Here is a 16,725-nt window from a genome sequence, read left to right as displayed (position 1 = left end):
TGTCACAGTCGATTTTGTTCACAAATTAAATAATAAAACAGACGCATAGTGAGAGCTTCTGCACATCATTAAAATGTAAATTTTTATAGGAGGAGCAAGGGGGGATGATAGGGGAGGAGAATATCTCAGCCCCAAAACCGTGACTAAGTTCTATAAAAATCACAGTGATATTTTTCAATTAAAAATAAGTTGCAGTGATATTGCATAAAATACCGCCATTAAGTCTTGGCAAGCTTCAGATTTTCGCTAAGTGGTCGTTATATAATGAAGGTAGTCGGCGTTATGTCGGCGCGTAATCTTAATATTTCCCTGAGAGGGAGATGAATTGGGCCCTGAAACCAAAAGAGGCTATTTATGAGTAGTATGGGCATTGCCATTGCGGCAACTGGCCTTTCACTCGTCCTGATATTTGTGTGGATGATCTCGTTGTCGATGCGGAAACAGAGACTCGAGGCAGAGAGGAAAGCTCGCGAAGCCGCTTATCGAAAGGCGATGCAAAAAGCGCGAGAGCAAGAGCGTAAAGAGCGTGAGTTCAAAGCAGAAACCGGACATATCCCCACCATTTTATTTCTAGCGAAAGAAGCTGAGAAGGACAACATTCGTCAAGCGCTGTATTGGTATGATAAAGCCGCTAAGTTGGACAATGTGACGGGAATGTACGGTATTGTTCGCTTGAGTGAGCGCATGCGTGAAGATGTGATTTTAAAAGAGCAGGCAAACTTTTGGCGTACCGCCATTGCCGGAATGGAAGGGGATACCGAAGCAAAATTTGCGACAGGCAAAGCGTTGGTTTTTGGTCGCGGAACGGAAAAAAATATTCCCAAAGGTAACCAACTGATTGAAACCGCAGCCGAGGAAGGCTGCATTGATGCCATGCTTTACATGGGTGAGTGGCAACTTTCACCAGACAATAGTGCAGGACGCAGTGCAGATGCACTTTATTGGTTTATGAAAGCGGCTGAAAAAGACAGTGCGGACGGAAAGATCCAAGTTGGCTTATGTTACCTAAATGGTGTTGGTACAGAAAAAAGCATGGTCAAAGGCTGCTATTGGCTTGAAAGGGCCGCAGAAGGTGGCAGCGCCGAGGCGATGTATCATGCTGGCGAAGCGTGGAAGGACAAAGGTAAAACAGGCAATGCGATTGCTTATGTTTGGCTGTTTCTTGCTGCCAATATGGGGTATCAGCCAGCGCGTACGTTGCGTGACGAAGTGGCGACCAATATTGGTGTTGACGTCGTCGTTGGATTGCAATCTATAGCGAAACCGTTGCAAAGAAAGCTGGCGTCAGGGATGGTAAGAAAGCATTCCATTATTCGGGCGCTGAACAAGGTGTACAAACGCGAAGCGTATTTTCCTGCAGAGGAGGAACTTAACGCGGTGTTGAGTGACGAAAATAAAGACGATGCTAACGCATGGGATGAAGCATCGGCGCCGAACTTCCAGCCAGACATGACCACAGCAACGACGGAAGGACAGACAACCACATCGTCTACCGAAAAAAAGCTCTCTAAAGAGGCGCTCGATTTCACGCAGAATTTCCTTCAACCATAATTTATCTTATCCATAAGCCTCATAATTGAGGCTTTTCTTTTGCCTTTCTGTCTCAGTATCTCTGTCGGTTACAACTACAGACTGTAAACTTATCTAAGCGATTTATTTACTGGATTGCATACTATTTATTCGATTTTTCAACACATTTTTAGTACTTCGATAAGGCGGGATATGTTTATCTTCAAATAGAGGGATTTCCCTCTTTATCTACTTCTCCTGTTGGGCTCAAATCAAGTCTCTTCAATTGATAGTAATAATGATTGAAGAGCAATACTTGATGCCCAGAGTAATAGGTGAATAGTATTCATTACTTTATCTAATAATGTAAATTAAAAATTGTATTATAAATCTTAAATTGTGTTTTTATATTTAGGCATGGATTATTGATTTTATAATTAATTAGGCGCAAGATGACATACAAAATAAAATAGCATAGATAATATGCAGAATTACACTAGGAAGTAACTTTTTCATTACATGTTTCAGCAGAAATGGAGCGAATTAGTTTGCTCTGTTTTTATTTCTATTAGAGATTTGTGTATGTTGAGAATCATTAGTGCAGATAAATTCATCTCTTCAAGATTTATCTTAGAGTACAGTAAGGCTGAGTTCGCTTCTTTATTAGGCGTTTCCGTTGCTAAGATAAGTAATATTGAAAGTGGAAAATCTTCAATCCCCCCGGTGTACGATTACGCCATTAATTATTTACTTAGTGAGCATCCTTTTAAAGATAGTGCTGTTGACGCTTTATGCTCTCACGAAACGTTAAACTTTGCTCGGCGTATTGACGTCAACACCAAAGTAAAGCGCCTGTCCTGCAAGCGCTGCGATAGCCGAAGGCTGCACGTTATGGCAGGAATGAGTGGGTTGTATTTTGTTGAGTGTATGGATTGTAAACATACCATGTACTCGTCAGGCATGTCTGTAAAGCGTTATCAACAATGGTCGAATGGTGGAGTCAAGCTAGATAGTCATTTATTCAATTAAGTTGTTTTTTCTTTATATCCAAAGTAAAGAGCCATCAATACATGTGTTGATGGCTCTTTTATTATGTGTTTAAATTTGGTTAAAAGTGGAGTGTTTTAAACTGCAATAATATAATTTAACTTATTATATAGTGATGGAAATCTCAAAACTTTATTTTCTTATAATAACCTTCTTTTTAATAATGGGCGTTGTCACATAATTATTGAAGGATCTTTCCTTTTAGGTGCGTTTCAATATCATTGAGATAGAAATTGGAAAGTGATGAAAGTCTCTAAATTTTAATTCGATAAAATAAGTCTTTTAAATATGAAAATTTAATCACGAAATTTGTAATTTGAATTTTAAATAAATATTTCGTTTGTAATATCTGTCCTTGTCATTTTTAAAGAACAAAAAAGAGATATTTCAAATGAAACGTTTAATTATAGGTGTTAGTAATTACATGCCTGAAGACTTTAGCTTATTAGCTGAATCTTTAGATGAACAATTTAATCGTCACTTACTGCCTTTAGAACAAGTTGAATTAACCGACGTTGGTGCAGCTATTATTACGTCAGCAGACATTAAAGCGGGTCTGCACAGAATGATCTCGGAAACAGGGTACGGAATTCCTGTTTTCTTAGTGACCGATGAAACTCCAGTTTCGGCAGAAGATTACGTTTGGTTAACGGGGGTTATTGATTTAGAAAGACAATCTATCGATTACTACTGCCGTCAAATTAATGAAGCCGTGACTAAATATGAGTGTCGTCTGCTCCCTCCTTTCTTCAAGCAATTAACGCACTACGTTGAGATGGGTAACTCGGCGTTTGACTGTCCAGGGCACCAAGGTGGTCAGTTCTTCAAAAAACACCCTGCTGGTAAACAATTCTACGATTTCTTTGGCGAAAACCTATTCCGTAGCGACTTGTGTAACGCGGACGTGGACTTAGGTGACTTACTGATCCACGAAGGTTCTGCACACCAAGCGCAAGCACACGCTGCAAAAGTATTTAACGCTGACAAAACTTACTTCGTACTTAACGGTACTTCTGCTTCAAATAAAGTGGTGTGTAACGCGCTAGTAACTGAAGGTGATTTGGTATTGTTCGACCGCAATAACCACAAGTCGAATCACCACGGCGCGTTAATCCAAGCGGGTGGTATGCCGGTTTATCTAGAAACGGCGCGTAACCCTTGGGGCTTCATTGGTGGTATGGATGAGCACTGTTTCGATGAAGAGTATATTCGTGCTCAAATCGCGAAAGTATCTCCAGAGCGTGCACGCGATGAACGTCCTTTCCGTCTTGCTATTATCCAGCTTGGTACTTACGACGGTACTATCTACAACGCTCGCTACGTGATGGATAAGATCGGTCATCTTTGTGACTACATCCTGTTTGACTCTGCGTGGGTTGGTTATGAGCAGTTCATCCCTATGATGAAAGACTGTTCGCCACTGCTACTGGATCTGAAACCAGAAGATGCGGGTGTGATCGTGACTCAGTCTGTTCACAAGCAACAAGCTGGCTTCTCTCAAACGTCGCAAATCCACAAAAAAGACCGCCATATCAAAGGCCAAGCTCGTTACTGCAATCACAAACGCTTTAACAACGCGTTTATGATGCACGCATCGACATCTCCGTTCTATGCGTTGTTTGCAGCATTGGATGTGAACGCGAAGATCCACGATGGTGAAGCAGGCTTACGTTTATGGAGCGACGCGGTTAAGACAGGTATCGAAGCGCGTAAAGAAATTCTCAAAAGTTGTGAGTTAATTCGTCCGTTCATTCCAAATGAAATTGAAGGTCAACCTTGGGGCAGTTACGACACTGATGTGATCGCGACCAACAAGAAGTTCTTCATGTTCGAGCCAGATGCAAACTGGCACAAGTTTGAAGGTTATGGTGAAGGTCAATACTTTGTTGACCCATGTAAATTGTTGCTAACCACGGCAGGTATTGCCGAAGACGGCAGCTACGCAGATTTCGGTATTCCGGCAACGCTATTGGCTAACTTCCTTCGCGAAAACGGCATCATCCCTGAGAAGTGTGACTTGAACTCCATCTTGTTCCTACTCACTCCTGCCGAAGATATGGGTAAGATCCGTCACCTTGTCGCGCAAATCAACCGATTTGAAAAATTCATTCGTGATGATGCACCTCTCAGTATCGTGCTACCAGGCGTCTACGAAACGAACAAAGAGCGCTACCGTGGTTACACCATCCGTCAGCTATGTCAGGAAATGCATGACATGTACAAAGAGCTGAACGTGAAACAGCTACAAAAAGCGATGTTCCGCAGTGAATACTTCCCACAAATGGTTCACAAACCAGACGTGGCAACACGTAAATACTTCCGCGGTGAATGTGATTACCTACCACTTAAAGAGGCCGTCGGCCGCGTAGCCGCCGAAGGTGCACTACCTTACCCTCCAGGCATTATCTGTGTGATCACTGGTGAAATCTGGACTCAACAGGTGGTGGATTACTTTTTATCTTTAGAAGAAGGCATCAACCGATTCCCAGGCTTCGCGCCAGAAATTCAAGGTGTGTACCTTGAAGATGTCGACGGTCGCACTACCGCACATTGCTATGTCCTAAAAGATTAATCTACCCGTTCGCACCACGCTCCGGCGTCGGTGCGAACCGCTTATTCGTGGAGAATAATTTATGAGTACTGAAACTAAAAAAATGTCGGTGGTGCAGTTAACCATTTTGACGTTCATCAACATGGCTGGCTCCGGTATCATTATGCTGCCAAGTAAACTGGCGCAAGTGGGCACCATTTCTGTGTTATCTTGGCTGATCACGGCAGCGGGCTCTTTGGCGTTGGCTTATGTGTTTGCAAAATGTGGTCGCTTTAGTAAACGTGACGGCGGTATGAACGGTTACGCGTCTTACGCATTCGGTAAATCGGGTGCGTTTATGGCGGGCTGGACTTACGGTTTGTCGCTCCTTATTGCGAATATTGCGATAGCGATTACCTGTGTGGGTTACGGCTCCGCATTTTTTGAAGTGACCCTATCTCCGGTCGAAACCTGTTTGTACACCATCGCCATTCTTTGGATTTGTACTTTCGCTAACTTCGGTGGTGCGAAAATTACAGGTCAAATCGGCACCTTCACGGTATGGGGTGTGATCCTACCGGTATGTTCGCTAGGTATTGTTGGTTGGTTCTGGTTTAACCCAACCATGTACATCGAAGCTTGGAACCCACACCACCTGCCATTTGGTGAAGCTGTGAGCGCTTCTATTGCCATGACACTATGGGCGTTTCTTGGTCTTGAATCGGCTTGTGCGAACTCTGAAGCAGTAGAAAACCCAGAGAAGAACGTACCAATCGCAGTATTGGGCGGTACGTTGATTGCTGCGGTGGTTTACATTGTATCGACAAACATCTGTTCTGGTATCGTTGCAAACTCTGAGCTTGCCGCTTCTACCGCGCCATTCTCAACCGTATGGTCTGTGATGCTTGGCTCAGCAGCAGGTAAAGCGGTTGCTGGTATGGCGGTATTGGCTTGTGCTGGTTCTCTATTAGGTTGGCAGTTCACTATCGCGTCAGTGTTCAAATCATCTTCTGATGCGGGCTTCTTCCCTAAATTGTTCTCTCAAGTGGACAAACGTGGTACGCCAATCAAAGGTATGGTGGCCATCACGGTTATCCAATCGGTGCTGTCTTTAATGACTATTTCTCCAACGCTGAACGAGCAGTTCGAAGCGCTGGTTAACCTAGCGGTAGTAACGAACGTAATTCCTTACATCCTATGTATGGGCGCAATTTTCATCATGCAGCAAGTGGCGCACGTGCCAGAGCGCGAGATGAAAACCACCAACATTATCGCTCTGATTGGTTCCCTATACAGCTTCTACGCGCTATATGGTTCCGGCTACGAAGCGATGATGTGGGGCTCAATCGTAACCTTCCTAGGTTGGAGTGCTTACGGTCTGATTGCTGCCAAGCATGAGCCTTTAGCAAATTAAAAAATAATAATGAAAGAGCCTTCCCAAACGCGGTGTGGAAGGCTCTTTGTTTTTAGGCGCTTATGCCAAGCCCAAGTCAGAACAAGGCTCTTGGGAATAAATATCCAATGATGTGAAAACTCATTTTCGACATTTGGAGGACGAAAGATGATAAGTCAACCTGTTAAAATCGGTGACGATACCGCCGTAGTCATTCCAAGCGTAATCCTGACTCAACTCGGGATAAGGGAAGGAGATACCCTAGAAATCGCACTGAATAAAGACAAAATGGAAATCAAGAAGATGGTGTTGAAAACCAGCGCTCCAACTTACTCTGAAGAAGTTAACGAGAATTGAGTTAGAGAATCTTGGTTTGTCGGATACACTACTGGTTTCGCAAAACTGGCGCTTGCCGCTGTCTTTGAACTATCGATAACAACAATAAGAGGTAAGGTACTATGCAAGGTATCCTCTCTATACAATCTCATGTTTCTTTTGGTCATGCTGGTAACAGCAGTGCCGTTTTCCCAATGCAACGCATGGGCTTCGAAGTATGGCCGATTCATACCGTTCAATTTTCTAACCACACGCAGTATCAAGAAGGTTGGACTGGGCGAGCGTTTGCGGCTGAAGACATTAGCGAGTTAGTGCGTGGTCTTAGTAACATCGGTGCATTGGAAAAGTGCCAAGCGGTGTTGACGGGCTACCAAGGCAGCGCAGAGCAGTGCCTTGCTGTTGAAGAAACCGTGACGAAGGTGAAGCAAGCGAACCCGAACGCACTTTATGTTTGCGACCCTGTGATGGGCGCGCCAGACAAAGGCTGTATTGTGGCGCCGGGTATTGCAGAAAACTTGTTAAACCGTCTGATGCCAATGGCAGATGTGATCGTGCCTAACCAGTTCGAGCTAAGCCAATTTGCAGAGATGGAAATCCACTCGTTAGACGATGCGATCACGGCATGCCAACGTGCACTAGCGAAAGGTCCAAAAATAGTGCTAGTGAAGCACCTTTACTGCCTAGAGAATGGCAGCTTCAACATGTTACTGGCAACGCAAGAAGGCATTTACTTAGCGAAGCGCCCTCAGTTTGAGTTTGCCAAACAACCTGTGGGGGTAGGCGATCTTATTTCGGCTATCTTCACCGCTGGATTATTGAAGGGCTGGTCTCCTAAACAAGCTTTCCAACACTGCCATGACGCGTGTTACGGGGTATTAAGCGCCACTTACCATGCAGGGGAGTGGGAGCTGCAAACTATCGCGGCACAGCAAGAATTTGTTGAGCCAAGTAAGCATTTCTCAATTGAAGAGGTGGTTCTGGCCACCGCGTAATTGAGCGCAAATAATTAGTATATAAAAAAGGGGAGCCATCATCGGCTCCCCTTTCTATTTGTTCTGTCAGTTTTACTGAGCTTTTTGCTGTTCTGATTTACAAACTGCTGCTGTGAAGACAACGTCTGTTGAACTGTTTAGTGCAGTTTCAGCAGAATCTTGAATCACGCCGATGATGAAGCCAACCGCTACAACCTGCATTGCTACGTCGTTTGAGATACCAAACAGACCACACGCAAGTGGGATAAGTAGTAGCGAGCCACCTGCAACACCTGATGCGCCACATGCAGAAACCGCAGCCACAATACTTAGCAGTAGCGCAGTCAGTAGATCAACTTCAATACCCATAGTGTGCACAGCTGCAAGCGTTAGCGTTGTGATAGTGATTGCAGCACCAGCCATGTTAATGGTCGCACCTAGTGGGATAGATACTGAGTATGTATCTTCGTCCAGTTTTAGCTTCTCACATAGTGCCATGTTTACTGGGATATTCGCCGCACTTGAACGAGTGAAGAACGCGGTTACACCACTTTCACGTAGGCAACGGAATACAAGTGGGTAAGGGTTTTGCTTAGTTTTAACGAACACGATCGCCGGGTTTACAACGAGTGCGATGATCATCATAGCGCCAAGAAGAACCGCCAGAAGGTGTGCGTAGCTTGCTAGTGCGCTAAAGCCTGTTGTTGCGAACGTTGAAGCAACCAGACCAAAGATACCAAATGGTGCAAGACGAATGATAAAGCGAACAATGTGAGACACGCTGTGGCTGAGATCTTCAAACACGGCTTTCGTTGTTGCAGATGCGTGGTGTAGCGCAAGACCCAGACCCACACCCCAAGCAAGAATGCCAATGTAGTTTGCTTCTACTAGTGCATTTACTGGGTTGTCGACCAGTTTAAACAACAGTGTGCGTAGAATTTCAGCAATACCTTGAGGCGGCGTTGCACCTTCAGCGCCGGTGACAAGCGTTAAATTGGTCGGGAAAAGGAAGCTTAGAACCACTGCTGATAGCGCCGCGAAGAACGTACCCATCAGGTACAGTACAACGATTGGACGCATGTACGTGTGCTGGTTTTTCTTTTGGTTCGCAATTGAAGCGGCAACCAAAATAAACACAAGGATTGGCGCGATCGCTTTAAGAGCACCAACAAAAAGGCTACCAATTAATCCTGCACTTTCGGCATGGCTTGGGGAAATTGTGGCGAGCAAAATACCAAAGACAATACCGACAAGGATCTGGACGACGAGGTTACCACGAGCAAATCGGGCAACGAGGCTGTTGTGTTGCATACATCATTCCTGCAATTTTATGCCAGAGCGAGCAGGGCAATAGTCCATCATTACACGGCGATAATGCCCTTGTATTGCAAGGGGTGAGCATTGCTTCTGGTCACTAAGACACATGATTATCAATTATCCTGTTTTTATAAATTCAGCCATTTTCTTGCTGAATATCACATATCTTAGCTTGGTAATATTTTGTGTCTAGTTTTAGTTTGTTTTTGGATTAAATGTTTGCTCAATGTTATTTAAATAGGATTTTTATGTTGAAAATTATCATTAGTTATGAGTAATGGTTTTTAATAAAGTTGTTAAAAAGGAGACTTTCGTCTCCTTTGATTTTATTGACAACTCAAACGTAACAAATCAGTAACTTTGTTGGCGCCTGCGCTTATCACTCATGGCATTTCGAGTGAGTTTCCCGAACTGTCGACTTTGAGCTCGTTGCTCTGCCAAAGTCGCGCCGTTAAAGGCTTGTTCTCGCAATAGTTTTTGATAGTTATTGAAACGACGAACCTCCAGTGTGCCATTTTCAATCGCAGCTTGAACTGCACAGCCCGGCTCAGTTTGATGCTGGCAATCACCAAAGCGACAACGTTGAGCGAGACCCTCAATGTCAGAAAATGCCTCACTGACGCCCAGTTCGCAGTCTGCTAGTTGAAGCTCGCGCATTCCCGGAGTATCAATCAAGATGCCGCCATCAGGTAATAGATGGATAGAGCGCGATGTGGTTGTATGTCGCCCTTTGCTATCGTCTTCACGAATATGCCCAGTCGCCTGTTCTTGCTGCCCGAGTAATGCATTCACAAGAGTTGATTTGCCAACGCCTGAAGAACCGATAAAAGCGACGGTTTGTCCTTCTTCGCACCAGCTCATGAGTTTGGAAGCACTCTCTGCTTCTAAGCCGTTGACTGTCTCTATGACTAATAGAGGATCGAGTTTCTGTACTTGGCTTTTTAGTTCATCAATGTTGCCACACAAATCGGCTTTGGAAAGCACGATGACGGGTTCGACTTCGGCTTCATGAGCCAAGGCGAGATAGCGTTCAATACGACTTAAATTGAAGTCGTCGTTAAGGGAACAGACGATAAAAACGGTATCCACATTTGCGGCGATGAGTTGCTCTGCCACTTTGCTACCTGCTGCTTTGCGGCTAAAGAGGCTCAAGCGATCCAGTAAGCGAACAAATTGCTGATCGTCATTTAAGATAACCCAGTCTCCGACGGTCATATTGGGTAGAGAGTGGTGGGCATTGAGGTGGACTTGCCCCGTTTCTGTCGCCAATAGGTAACCACTTCGGTGATGTGCAATCACACGTGCAAAGATAGTGTCGTCGTAATCGTCTAGTGTCAGTTGTTGCTGAAAAAATGGTTTCCAACCCAATCGTTTTAGTGGGTTTGAAGTTGAAATTAATGTGTCACAAAAAGTATGTGTTTGATTCATTGTTGAATTATCCCAGACGCAAAAAAGCGCCTTAATACAAATCGCATTAGGGTCTAATTCGGATAGAGTTGACCCCGGTGAAGACCGGGCAGAGAAGGGGAGTTGTGGCTATGCCACGCAATTGGTGCGGTTAGGGTTACCCTTGCGATGCCCAGTTAGTGTTATTCAATACAATCATCATGTGTCCTCTTCGTTGGTTAATAAATAAGTGAATTAATTAAGCCAAGAGAGTATAGCCGCCCTTTTTCTTAGAGGGTAGCTATACTGCGAAAATATTAGCTTTGTTTGTTGATGCGCTCTTCCATTATCTGCGAATACGTGTTGGCTTTTAAGCCGTATATGATTTGGACATGACGCTCATCCAGTATCACGACGCCATGCGCGCCATGATTTTTGAGTGCATTTTTATCGATGATGGACGTCGTTCTAAGGGTAAGACGCAGCCGAGTCGCGCATGCCCCAGTTTCTAGCAGGTTTTCTATCCCCCCAATGGCGTCAATGATCGTATCGACGTCTTGTTCGACATTGGGGTTGGTTTGAGTTAGGAAACTGAAAAACTGTTTCAGCACTGACTTAACTGTCATTTGAGGAGCCTTCAGTCGTCAGTTTTGAAATGGCTTCAACAATCGGTGCCGGCGAGAGTGTATGCGGTACCTTGGTGATTAACGTGCCATCCGGCTTCAAGAAGTAAAAGTAAGAGCTGTGATCAAGCGTGTATTTGAGCTCCGAGCCTTCCAATTCGGTTTTGCGGAAAATAACACCATAGTTGTGTGCCAGAGGTGTGGTTACATCAAGCGGTGCCGATAGGCCTTCAATCATTGGATGGAAGTAATGGGCATATTTCGCCGAGGCATCGGCCTCATCACGCTCTGGATCTAAAGAGATGAACATTGGGCGCAGTTGCGCTTTTTGCGCTTCATCGATTTGATTCAGGGCTCCTGCTAGCATAGCAAGCGAAGTTGGGCAAACATCCGGGCAGCGAGTAAAACCAAAATAGACGACTCGAATGCGAGGGTCATTTACATCGAAGATATTGACGGCTTGGTTATTTTCCCCAAACAATACCGTTTGTTGAGACGTGGAACTATCCACTTGCTCTGGCTTCGTTTTCTGATTATCTAAATAGCTTTTTACGCCAAACCCGAGGGCGAAAGCAACTACGAGAAATAGGGACCAATTGCGGCTCATAACGATTCCTTATCTTTGCATTTTTATAGCAGGGTAAACGGTACTCTCTCCATCACTGAGTTCACCAACCCAGGTCATGGCGTCTTGAGTGCAAACCGGCAGAATGATGTCACCTTGATATCGACCGGGAGCGACTTGCTTCAGTAAAAACTTGGGTTCTCCCATCTCCATTTCTCTTCCTGAAAGGCTTAGGACGAGTTGCTCAGCATCGCTTGTGCGCCACTCAACATTCAGAGTAGTAGGGACCAAGGGTTGAGCAGTATCTGCGTTGAGCGTCATCGTAACATTCTCTTGAACGCACGAGGCAGTAGAGAGAAAGCAATACTCATCTATCGGTTTGATCGGAGTGGATGAAGAAAAGCTTTTTAGTAAAGTCGGGGCATAAAATCCCGCAACCAGTGCGGCTGAAACAGCGGCGATTTGTAACACTTTCATTAAGGTTCAGCATTTATCACTTAACATTACCTGCATCGTAGCACAGAAGCGTCATTCGCCAACTCGTGGCCTAGATAAATTGTGCGTTGTGCCTCGATGACAGAGATCAAAATAACCGCGCGGCTTAGGGGCTGTTGAATCAAGCCCATAAAGATTTTCAATTGCGATGATTTTCTCTTAGCCAACAAACAAAAACGAAGCCAATTGGCTCCGTTATTGTTTGTTGATTCCGTATTGATTTGATACCGCAGTTACTTGTCTGAATCTGCGAATTTTTCGAGACTCAAAACCAGCGCAATGGCAGCAAGCATCATCACAACGGCAAGCACTAACTGAGAAGGTTGTGACGTCACGTGTTCAAATTCAAATGGTGATAGGTTGTGCTGTAGCAAGGGCACTTGCTCACCCTTTGAATTGGTGCGCCAAGTGATGGTTTCTTTCCAAGGCCAAATCTTTGGTAACGTACCAATCATTAAGCCTGTCAAAAACATCAGAGTGAAATCGCGGAACTTGCGTAGTAACCACGACAATAGATGCGAAAAGGACAGCAAACCAATCACACAACCTGACAAAAACAGCGCCAATGTATCGACTTGGAAACCTTTCACGGCGGCTAATACAGGTGCATACATCCCAATCAATAACAAGATAAAGCTGCCAGAGATGCCCGGTAAGATCATCGCGCAAATCGCGATAGCACCAGCGAACAATGTGTTAATAGCTGTTGGTTCCATGTGCAGAGGTTTAAGCACGGTGATGCTGTAAGCAAACCCGACACCAACAAGTAGAGTCACAAAGCGGATAAGATCACGTTGTTCAACCTGACGAATAATGTGATAGACCGATACCAAAATCAGACCAAAGAAAAATGACCAAAGTGGGATCGGGTGTGTGTCAAGAAGCCAAGTGATCAACTTTGCTAGCGTAGCAATGCTGGTGAAAATACCGGCAAACAGAGCGATAAGGAAGAAACCGTTGATGTGATTAAAGGCGGCTTTAACCCCTTTTTTTCGCCAAATAGAGAAAAGTGATGGGTTAATGCGTCGAATGCTCTCAAGCAGCGTATCGTAAATGCCGGTGATAAACGCGATGGTGCCGCCTGATACGCCAGGAACAACATCTGCTGCGCCCATGGCGATTCCTTTGAAGAAAGTAATTAAGTAGTTCATTGCTCTAATGCTAAGTCGTTTCGATGGCACAGAGTATACAAACATTGCGACGAAAAAAGTATGAAATAGTGCTGTAGCTACTGGGTTTTATATCCAAGTAATTGCTTATTTTTGTTACAGGTTATGAGGTGATTCAAATACAACGATATCTTAATATTTGGTTTACATTATTGAGATGATTAACTGTACTATCAATGGCTACGTTTGTTGCATTATGCAAATGCAATTTGATAATTGAATTTGCGTTTTGCTATATTTTATATAGACAAATTCACTTTATATGAGATCCTGTGCCCAAAAATAAGTCTTTGCATTCTGGCATGATTAATGCATAATACTGCTCGACCCTTCTTAAGCCGAGGGTCACCTAGCCAACTGACGTTGTTAGTGAATACAATTTGTTCACACTAAATATAAGCCAATCGCGATTATTGCGGTTGGCTATTTTTTTATATGAACAACGTTACTTACGTGCTTTGCAAATTGCACTTCCCTCGTTTTAGACTCATAAAAAAGGGCTGACGCATCACGCCAACCCCTTGTATTTCACTTTAGGTTTTAATCTGTTTTCTTGAGCTGATCAGTACCCCATCAACTGGAGTAAATTTTCAGCTGTCACAATGGCCTCTTTACGATTGGCGATATTGAGCTTTTGGTACAAGTTGCGAATGTGGGTTTTAATCGTGGTGCCTGCCACATCAAGCTCTTGCGCGATTTGCTCATTACTGAAACCAGAATAAATCAAACCAAGCACCTGCCACTCACGTTGAGTCAGTGGGCTTGTGCGAACCAGTTCCGGTACGTTAGGGTGGTTTACCAGCTTCTCAATGAAGTCTTCATCAAAGTGAATAGAGCGGCTGCGCTGATTGGACGAAATATCCTTCATCAATTGTTGAGCGCGGTGACGTTCTAGATCGCCTAGCTCATGGCGTAGGCTTAACTTCTCCAGTAGCCCGCCAATGGTGGCGCCATCAATGAGGAAATTACCTACCATCCCCGTCTGGTTTGTCATCACTAACGCTTCTTTTAGCAAAGCTTTTGCTTGCTCTTCGTCTTTTTGACGAGCAGCAAACACCGCTTCGACCACTAAGTTGCGATTAGTATCTGTGATCAGGTTGGTTCGACGAGCTTCACTTTGGAGGAAATCCAATGCTGCGCGCGCTTCGGTATATTGACCTAAGTTGATGTGTGCGCGTGCAATGTTACGCCATTGCAATTGTGAAAAGTGGTTGCATGCCGATTCAGGACGAACCGCAGTGTTGAGCCATTCTTGCATTGCATCGGTGTTACCGCGCGCTTGCCAAAATAGGATCAACGATAGTGAAGCGTTTGCTGTCCAATCTACGTGGTAAGTCGACTGCTTCATCAAATGTTGAATGTGCTCAATGAATTTACCGGCTTTGTCTAGCTCGCCACGGCCAACCGCAATACGCGCCAGCATCGAGTAGCTGTGTAAGTGCTTACTTGGCGAATGGTTTTCGAGAATTTGTAGACCTCGGTAGGCACACTCCTCTGCTTCATCAAGTCGGTTCCAGCACCAAAGCACTTGCGCACGAATACGCAGCAAAAACTCGTGCAGAGGAACATGTTGAAGTTGCTGATCTTCAATCAAACGGAATGCGGAATCTTGCAGCTCAAAGGCGGCTTGTACGTAACCTTGCGCAATCAAAATCTCGCTTTGTTGTAAAATCGCCCATAACGCTTGGTGGTAAACTTGGTACTGACGAGCCAGCTTCTCGGTTTGTTGCATCATCGGTAACGCGCGGTCGAGTTTACCTAGCACGTGGTTAACTTCGCCAACAACCGAAGTTGCCACAATGCGGCTACGGTAAATCGTGTTATCAAGTTGGCTAAGTGCTAGCTCCGCTAATTCGAGTGCTTTCTCTGGCTGGTTGCTGTTGATAGCCACTTGAGCAAGCAGCGCGTTTGCTTGACCTTGATAATGAATATCTAACTCAATGTTACGCTTTTTATGCTCTTCTTCCGCTTCTTCAAGCAGGTGGCCTACTTGGTTATAACGGTGCTGACTTTGAGCCAACCAAGCTCGGAGCATCGTAAGTTTTGGGTGGCTGAACAGAAGCTCAGCATCCAACTTATTAATTGAGCTCTCCAGCGTGCTGAGCTCGCCTTGGTTAAACATCTTCCAGCCGAATTCGTTTAGAATTTCTACCACCAAATCTTTATCGTTCGACTTTTGTGCATGGTGAATCGCTTGGTGCGGTGCTTTTTGTTGTAACCAGGCAACAGCTGCATTGCGGTGGAGGTCTTTTTCTTGCTGGGGAATACGCGCTTGGCGCTCATGAGACAAAAACTCGCCAAATAAGTTATGGAATCGGAACCAGTTTTGCTCCCCTTCGAGTGGGTAGATGAATAAGCCGTAGCGGTTTAATGATTCGATCAAACCAAGCGCATCTTCGCGTTGGGTGAGGGCAAACACCAACTCATCATTGAAGTGGTCAAGCACGGACACTTGCATCAAGAAGTGACGAGTTTCGTGATCGAGCAAGTCGAATACTTCTTCGACTAGATAATCCCACAAATGCGCGTGATTGAACTGCGATACCGACTCTACGGTTTGTGCCAATGTACGGTTTTGATGTTGCGCTTGTAACGCGATCAACTGCATCGCCGATGGCCAACCTTCCACATAGGTTCTGAGGCTGTTTGCCATGTCTTCGTCGATGCCATCGGCAATACGCTGATTAAAGAAGCGAGTCGTTTCTTCGGTATCGAACGCCAACATCTCGTTGCCGATTTCGATCATTAAATCACGAACACGTAAGTTTGCAGTACCCAGAGGCGGCGCTGCACGACTTGTTACCACAACGGTGAGGTTGTCTGGCATGTGTTTTAAGAAGAAACGCATGGATTCATGGATTTCATCGTTGGTGATCAAGTGATAGTCATCTAGCACCACGTAGCACTCTTGATGAAAATCAGCCATTTCCGCGAATACTTCGCTGAATAAAGAACGTAGAGAAGAGATCTGGCGTTTTTCCGCCAGTTTTTGTGCGTTAGAGCAACTGAAGTTGGTGGCTTTGTTTAATGCTTGAAGCAGGTAATTTACAAAGCGAAAGCCGTCGTTATCGCTGTCATCAATGCTGTACCAACCGACGTTTGGTTTATCGGATAGCCACTGCGCTGCCATGGTGGTTTTTCCGTAACCTGCTGGGGAGCGGAATAAAACCAATTTGTAGTAAGGCGCTTGCTGTAGTAAGTCCAACACTCGTGGGCGCACGATGGCATTGTGCAGGCGTCCTGGTCGAGTAAGCTTAGATGGAATCCACATTAGTAATTATGTCCTTATTTATGTATACCCAAGTGATTGCGACGTGATCATTTCAGTAAGGCCCCCTCGAAAGCTTCGTCTTACTGAATGATGCCATCAGCATCAAAAACTGC

General features: G+C 44.8%; 13 protein-coding genes. 6 read left to right on the top strand and 7 right to left on the bottom strand.

What is annotated here, in order from left to right:
- Positions 1-354 precede the first annotated feature (354 nt).
- From NB463_RS02340 to pdxY, 6 genes are all read left to right on the top strand, one after another.
- Complete coding sequence (locus NB463_RS02340) at positions 355-1,551, top strand: tetratricopeptide repeat protein (RefSeq protein ID WP_046875696.1); 1,197 nt, start codon at positions 355-357, stop codon at positions 1,549-1,551.
- 540 nt (positions 1,552-2,091) lie between these two features.
- Positions 2,092-2,538 (top strand): helix-turn-helix transcriptional regulator, encoded by a 447-nt coding sequence (locus NB463_RS02335; protein ID WP_031780583.1) that lies wholly within the window; start codon positions 2,092-2,094, stop codon positions 2,536-2,538.
- A 409-nt stretch (positions 2,539-2,947) separates the two neighbouring features.
- A complete protein-coding gene (speF, locus tag NB463_RS02330; protein WP_152813282.1) occupies positions 2,948-5,128 on the top strand; it encodes an ornithine decarboxylase SpeF in 2,181 nt (726 codons plus the stop codon).
- A 61-nt stretch (positions 5,129-5,189) separates the two neighbouring features.
- Complete coding sequence (potE, locus tag NB463_RS02325) at positions 5,190-6,500, top strand: putrescine-ornithine antiporter (RefSeq protein ID WP_005396773.1); 1,311 nt, start codon at positions 5,190-5,192, stop codon at positions 6,498-6,500.
- A gap of 147 nt (positions 6,501-6,647) precedes the next feature.
- The gene (locus NB463_RS02320; RefSeq protein ID WP_005396772.1) at positions 6,648-6,836 is read left to right on the top strand and encodes an AbrB/MazE/SpoVT family DNA-binding domain-containing protein; all 189 of its coding nucleotides are present in this window, start codon (positions 6,648-6,650) and stop codon (positions 6,834-6,836) included.
- Between the two features lie 101 nt (positions 6,837-6,937).
- Positions 6,938-7,807, top strand: a complete 870-nt coding sequence (gene pdxY / locus NB463_RS02315) for a pyridoxal kinase PdxY (RefSeq protein WP_085342499.1) — start codon at positions 6,938-6,940, stop codon at positions 7,805-7,807.
- Between the two features lie 72 nt (positions 7,808-7,879).
- On the opposite strand, the gene sstT is transcribed toward pdxY, so the two are convergent.
- From sstT to malT, 7 genes are all read right to left on the bottom strand, one after another.
- The gene (gene sstT, locus NB463_RS02310; RefSeq protein WP_005396770.1) at positions 7,880-9,097 is read right to left on the bottom strand and encodes a serine/threonine transporter SstT; all 1,218 of its coding nucleotides are present in this window, start codon (positions 9,095-9,097) and stop codon (positions 7,880-7,882) included.
- A 357-nt stretch (positions 9,098-9,454) separates the two neighbouring features.
- On the bottom strand, positions 9,455-10,531 hold the full coding sequence (gene rsgA, locus NB463_RS02305; protein ID WP_258432016.1) for a ribosome small subunit-dependent GTPase A: 1,077 nt from the start codon (positions 10,529-10,531) through the stop codon (positions 9,455-9,457).
- 275 nt (positions 10,532-10,806) lie between these two features.
- The gene (locus tag NB463_RS02300) at positions 10,807-11,115 is read right to left on the bottom strand and encodes a PTS transporter subunit EIIB (RefSeq protein WP_046875700.1); all 309 of its coding nucleotides are present in this window, start codon (positions 11,113-11,115) and stop codon (positions 10,807-10,809) included.
- Complete coding sequence (locus NB463_RS02295) at positions 11,105-11,719, bottom strand: SCO family protein (RefSeq protein WP_006740812.1); 615 nt, start codon at positions 11,717-11,719, stop codon at positions 11,105-11,107. Before NB463_RS02295 ends, NB463_RS02300 begins: the two co-directional genes overlap by 11 nt.
- Before the next feature lie 9 nt (positions 11,720-11,728).
- Positions 11,729-12,154 (bottom strand): hypothetical protein, encoded by a 426-nt coding sequence (locus NB463_RS02290; protein ID WP_182019588.1) that lies wholly within the window; start codon positions 12,152-12,154, stop codon positions 11,729-11,731.
- A 251-nt stretch (positions 12,155-12,405) separates the two neighbouring features.
- Positions 12,406-13,323, bottom strand: a complete 918-nt coding sequence (locus tag NB463_RS02285) for a DUF368 domain-containing protein (protein WP_041853110.1) — start codon at positions 13,321-13,323, stop codon at positions 12,406-12,408.
- Positions 13,324-13,903: 580 nt separating this feature from the next.
- On the bottom strand, positions 13,904-16,612 hold the full coding sequence (gene malT / locus NB463_RS02280; protein ID WP_005396763.1) for an HTH-type transcriptional regulator MalT: 2,709 nt from the start codon (positions 16,610-16,612) through the stop codon (positions 13,904-13,906).
- Positions 16,613-16,725 lie beyond the last annotated feature (113 nt).

Source organism: Vibrio sp. RM-41-2B (assembly GCF_024744415.1).
Classification (GTDB): domain Bacteria; phylum Pseudomonadota; class Gammaproteobacteria; order Enterobacterales; family Vibrionaceae; genus Vibrio; species Vibrio diabolicus.
Note: the sequence above shows the minus strand (reverse complement) of the source record. Positions and strands in the feature narration are given on the sequence as shown.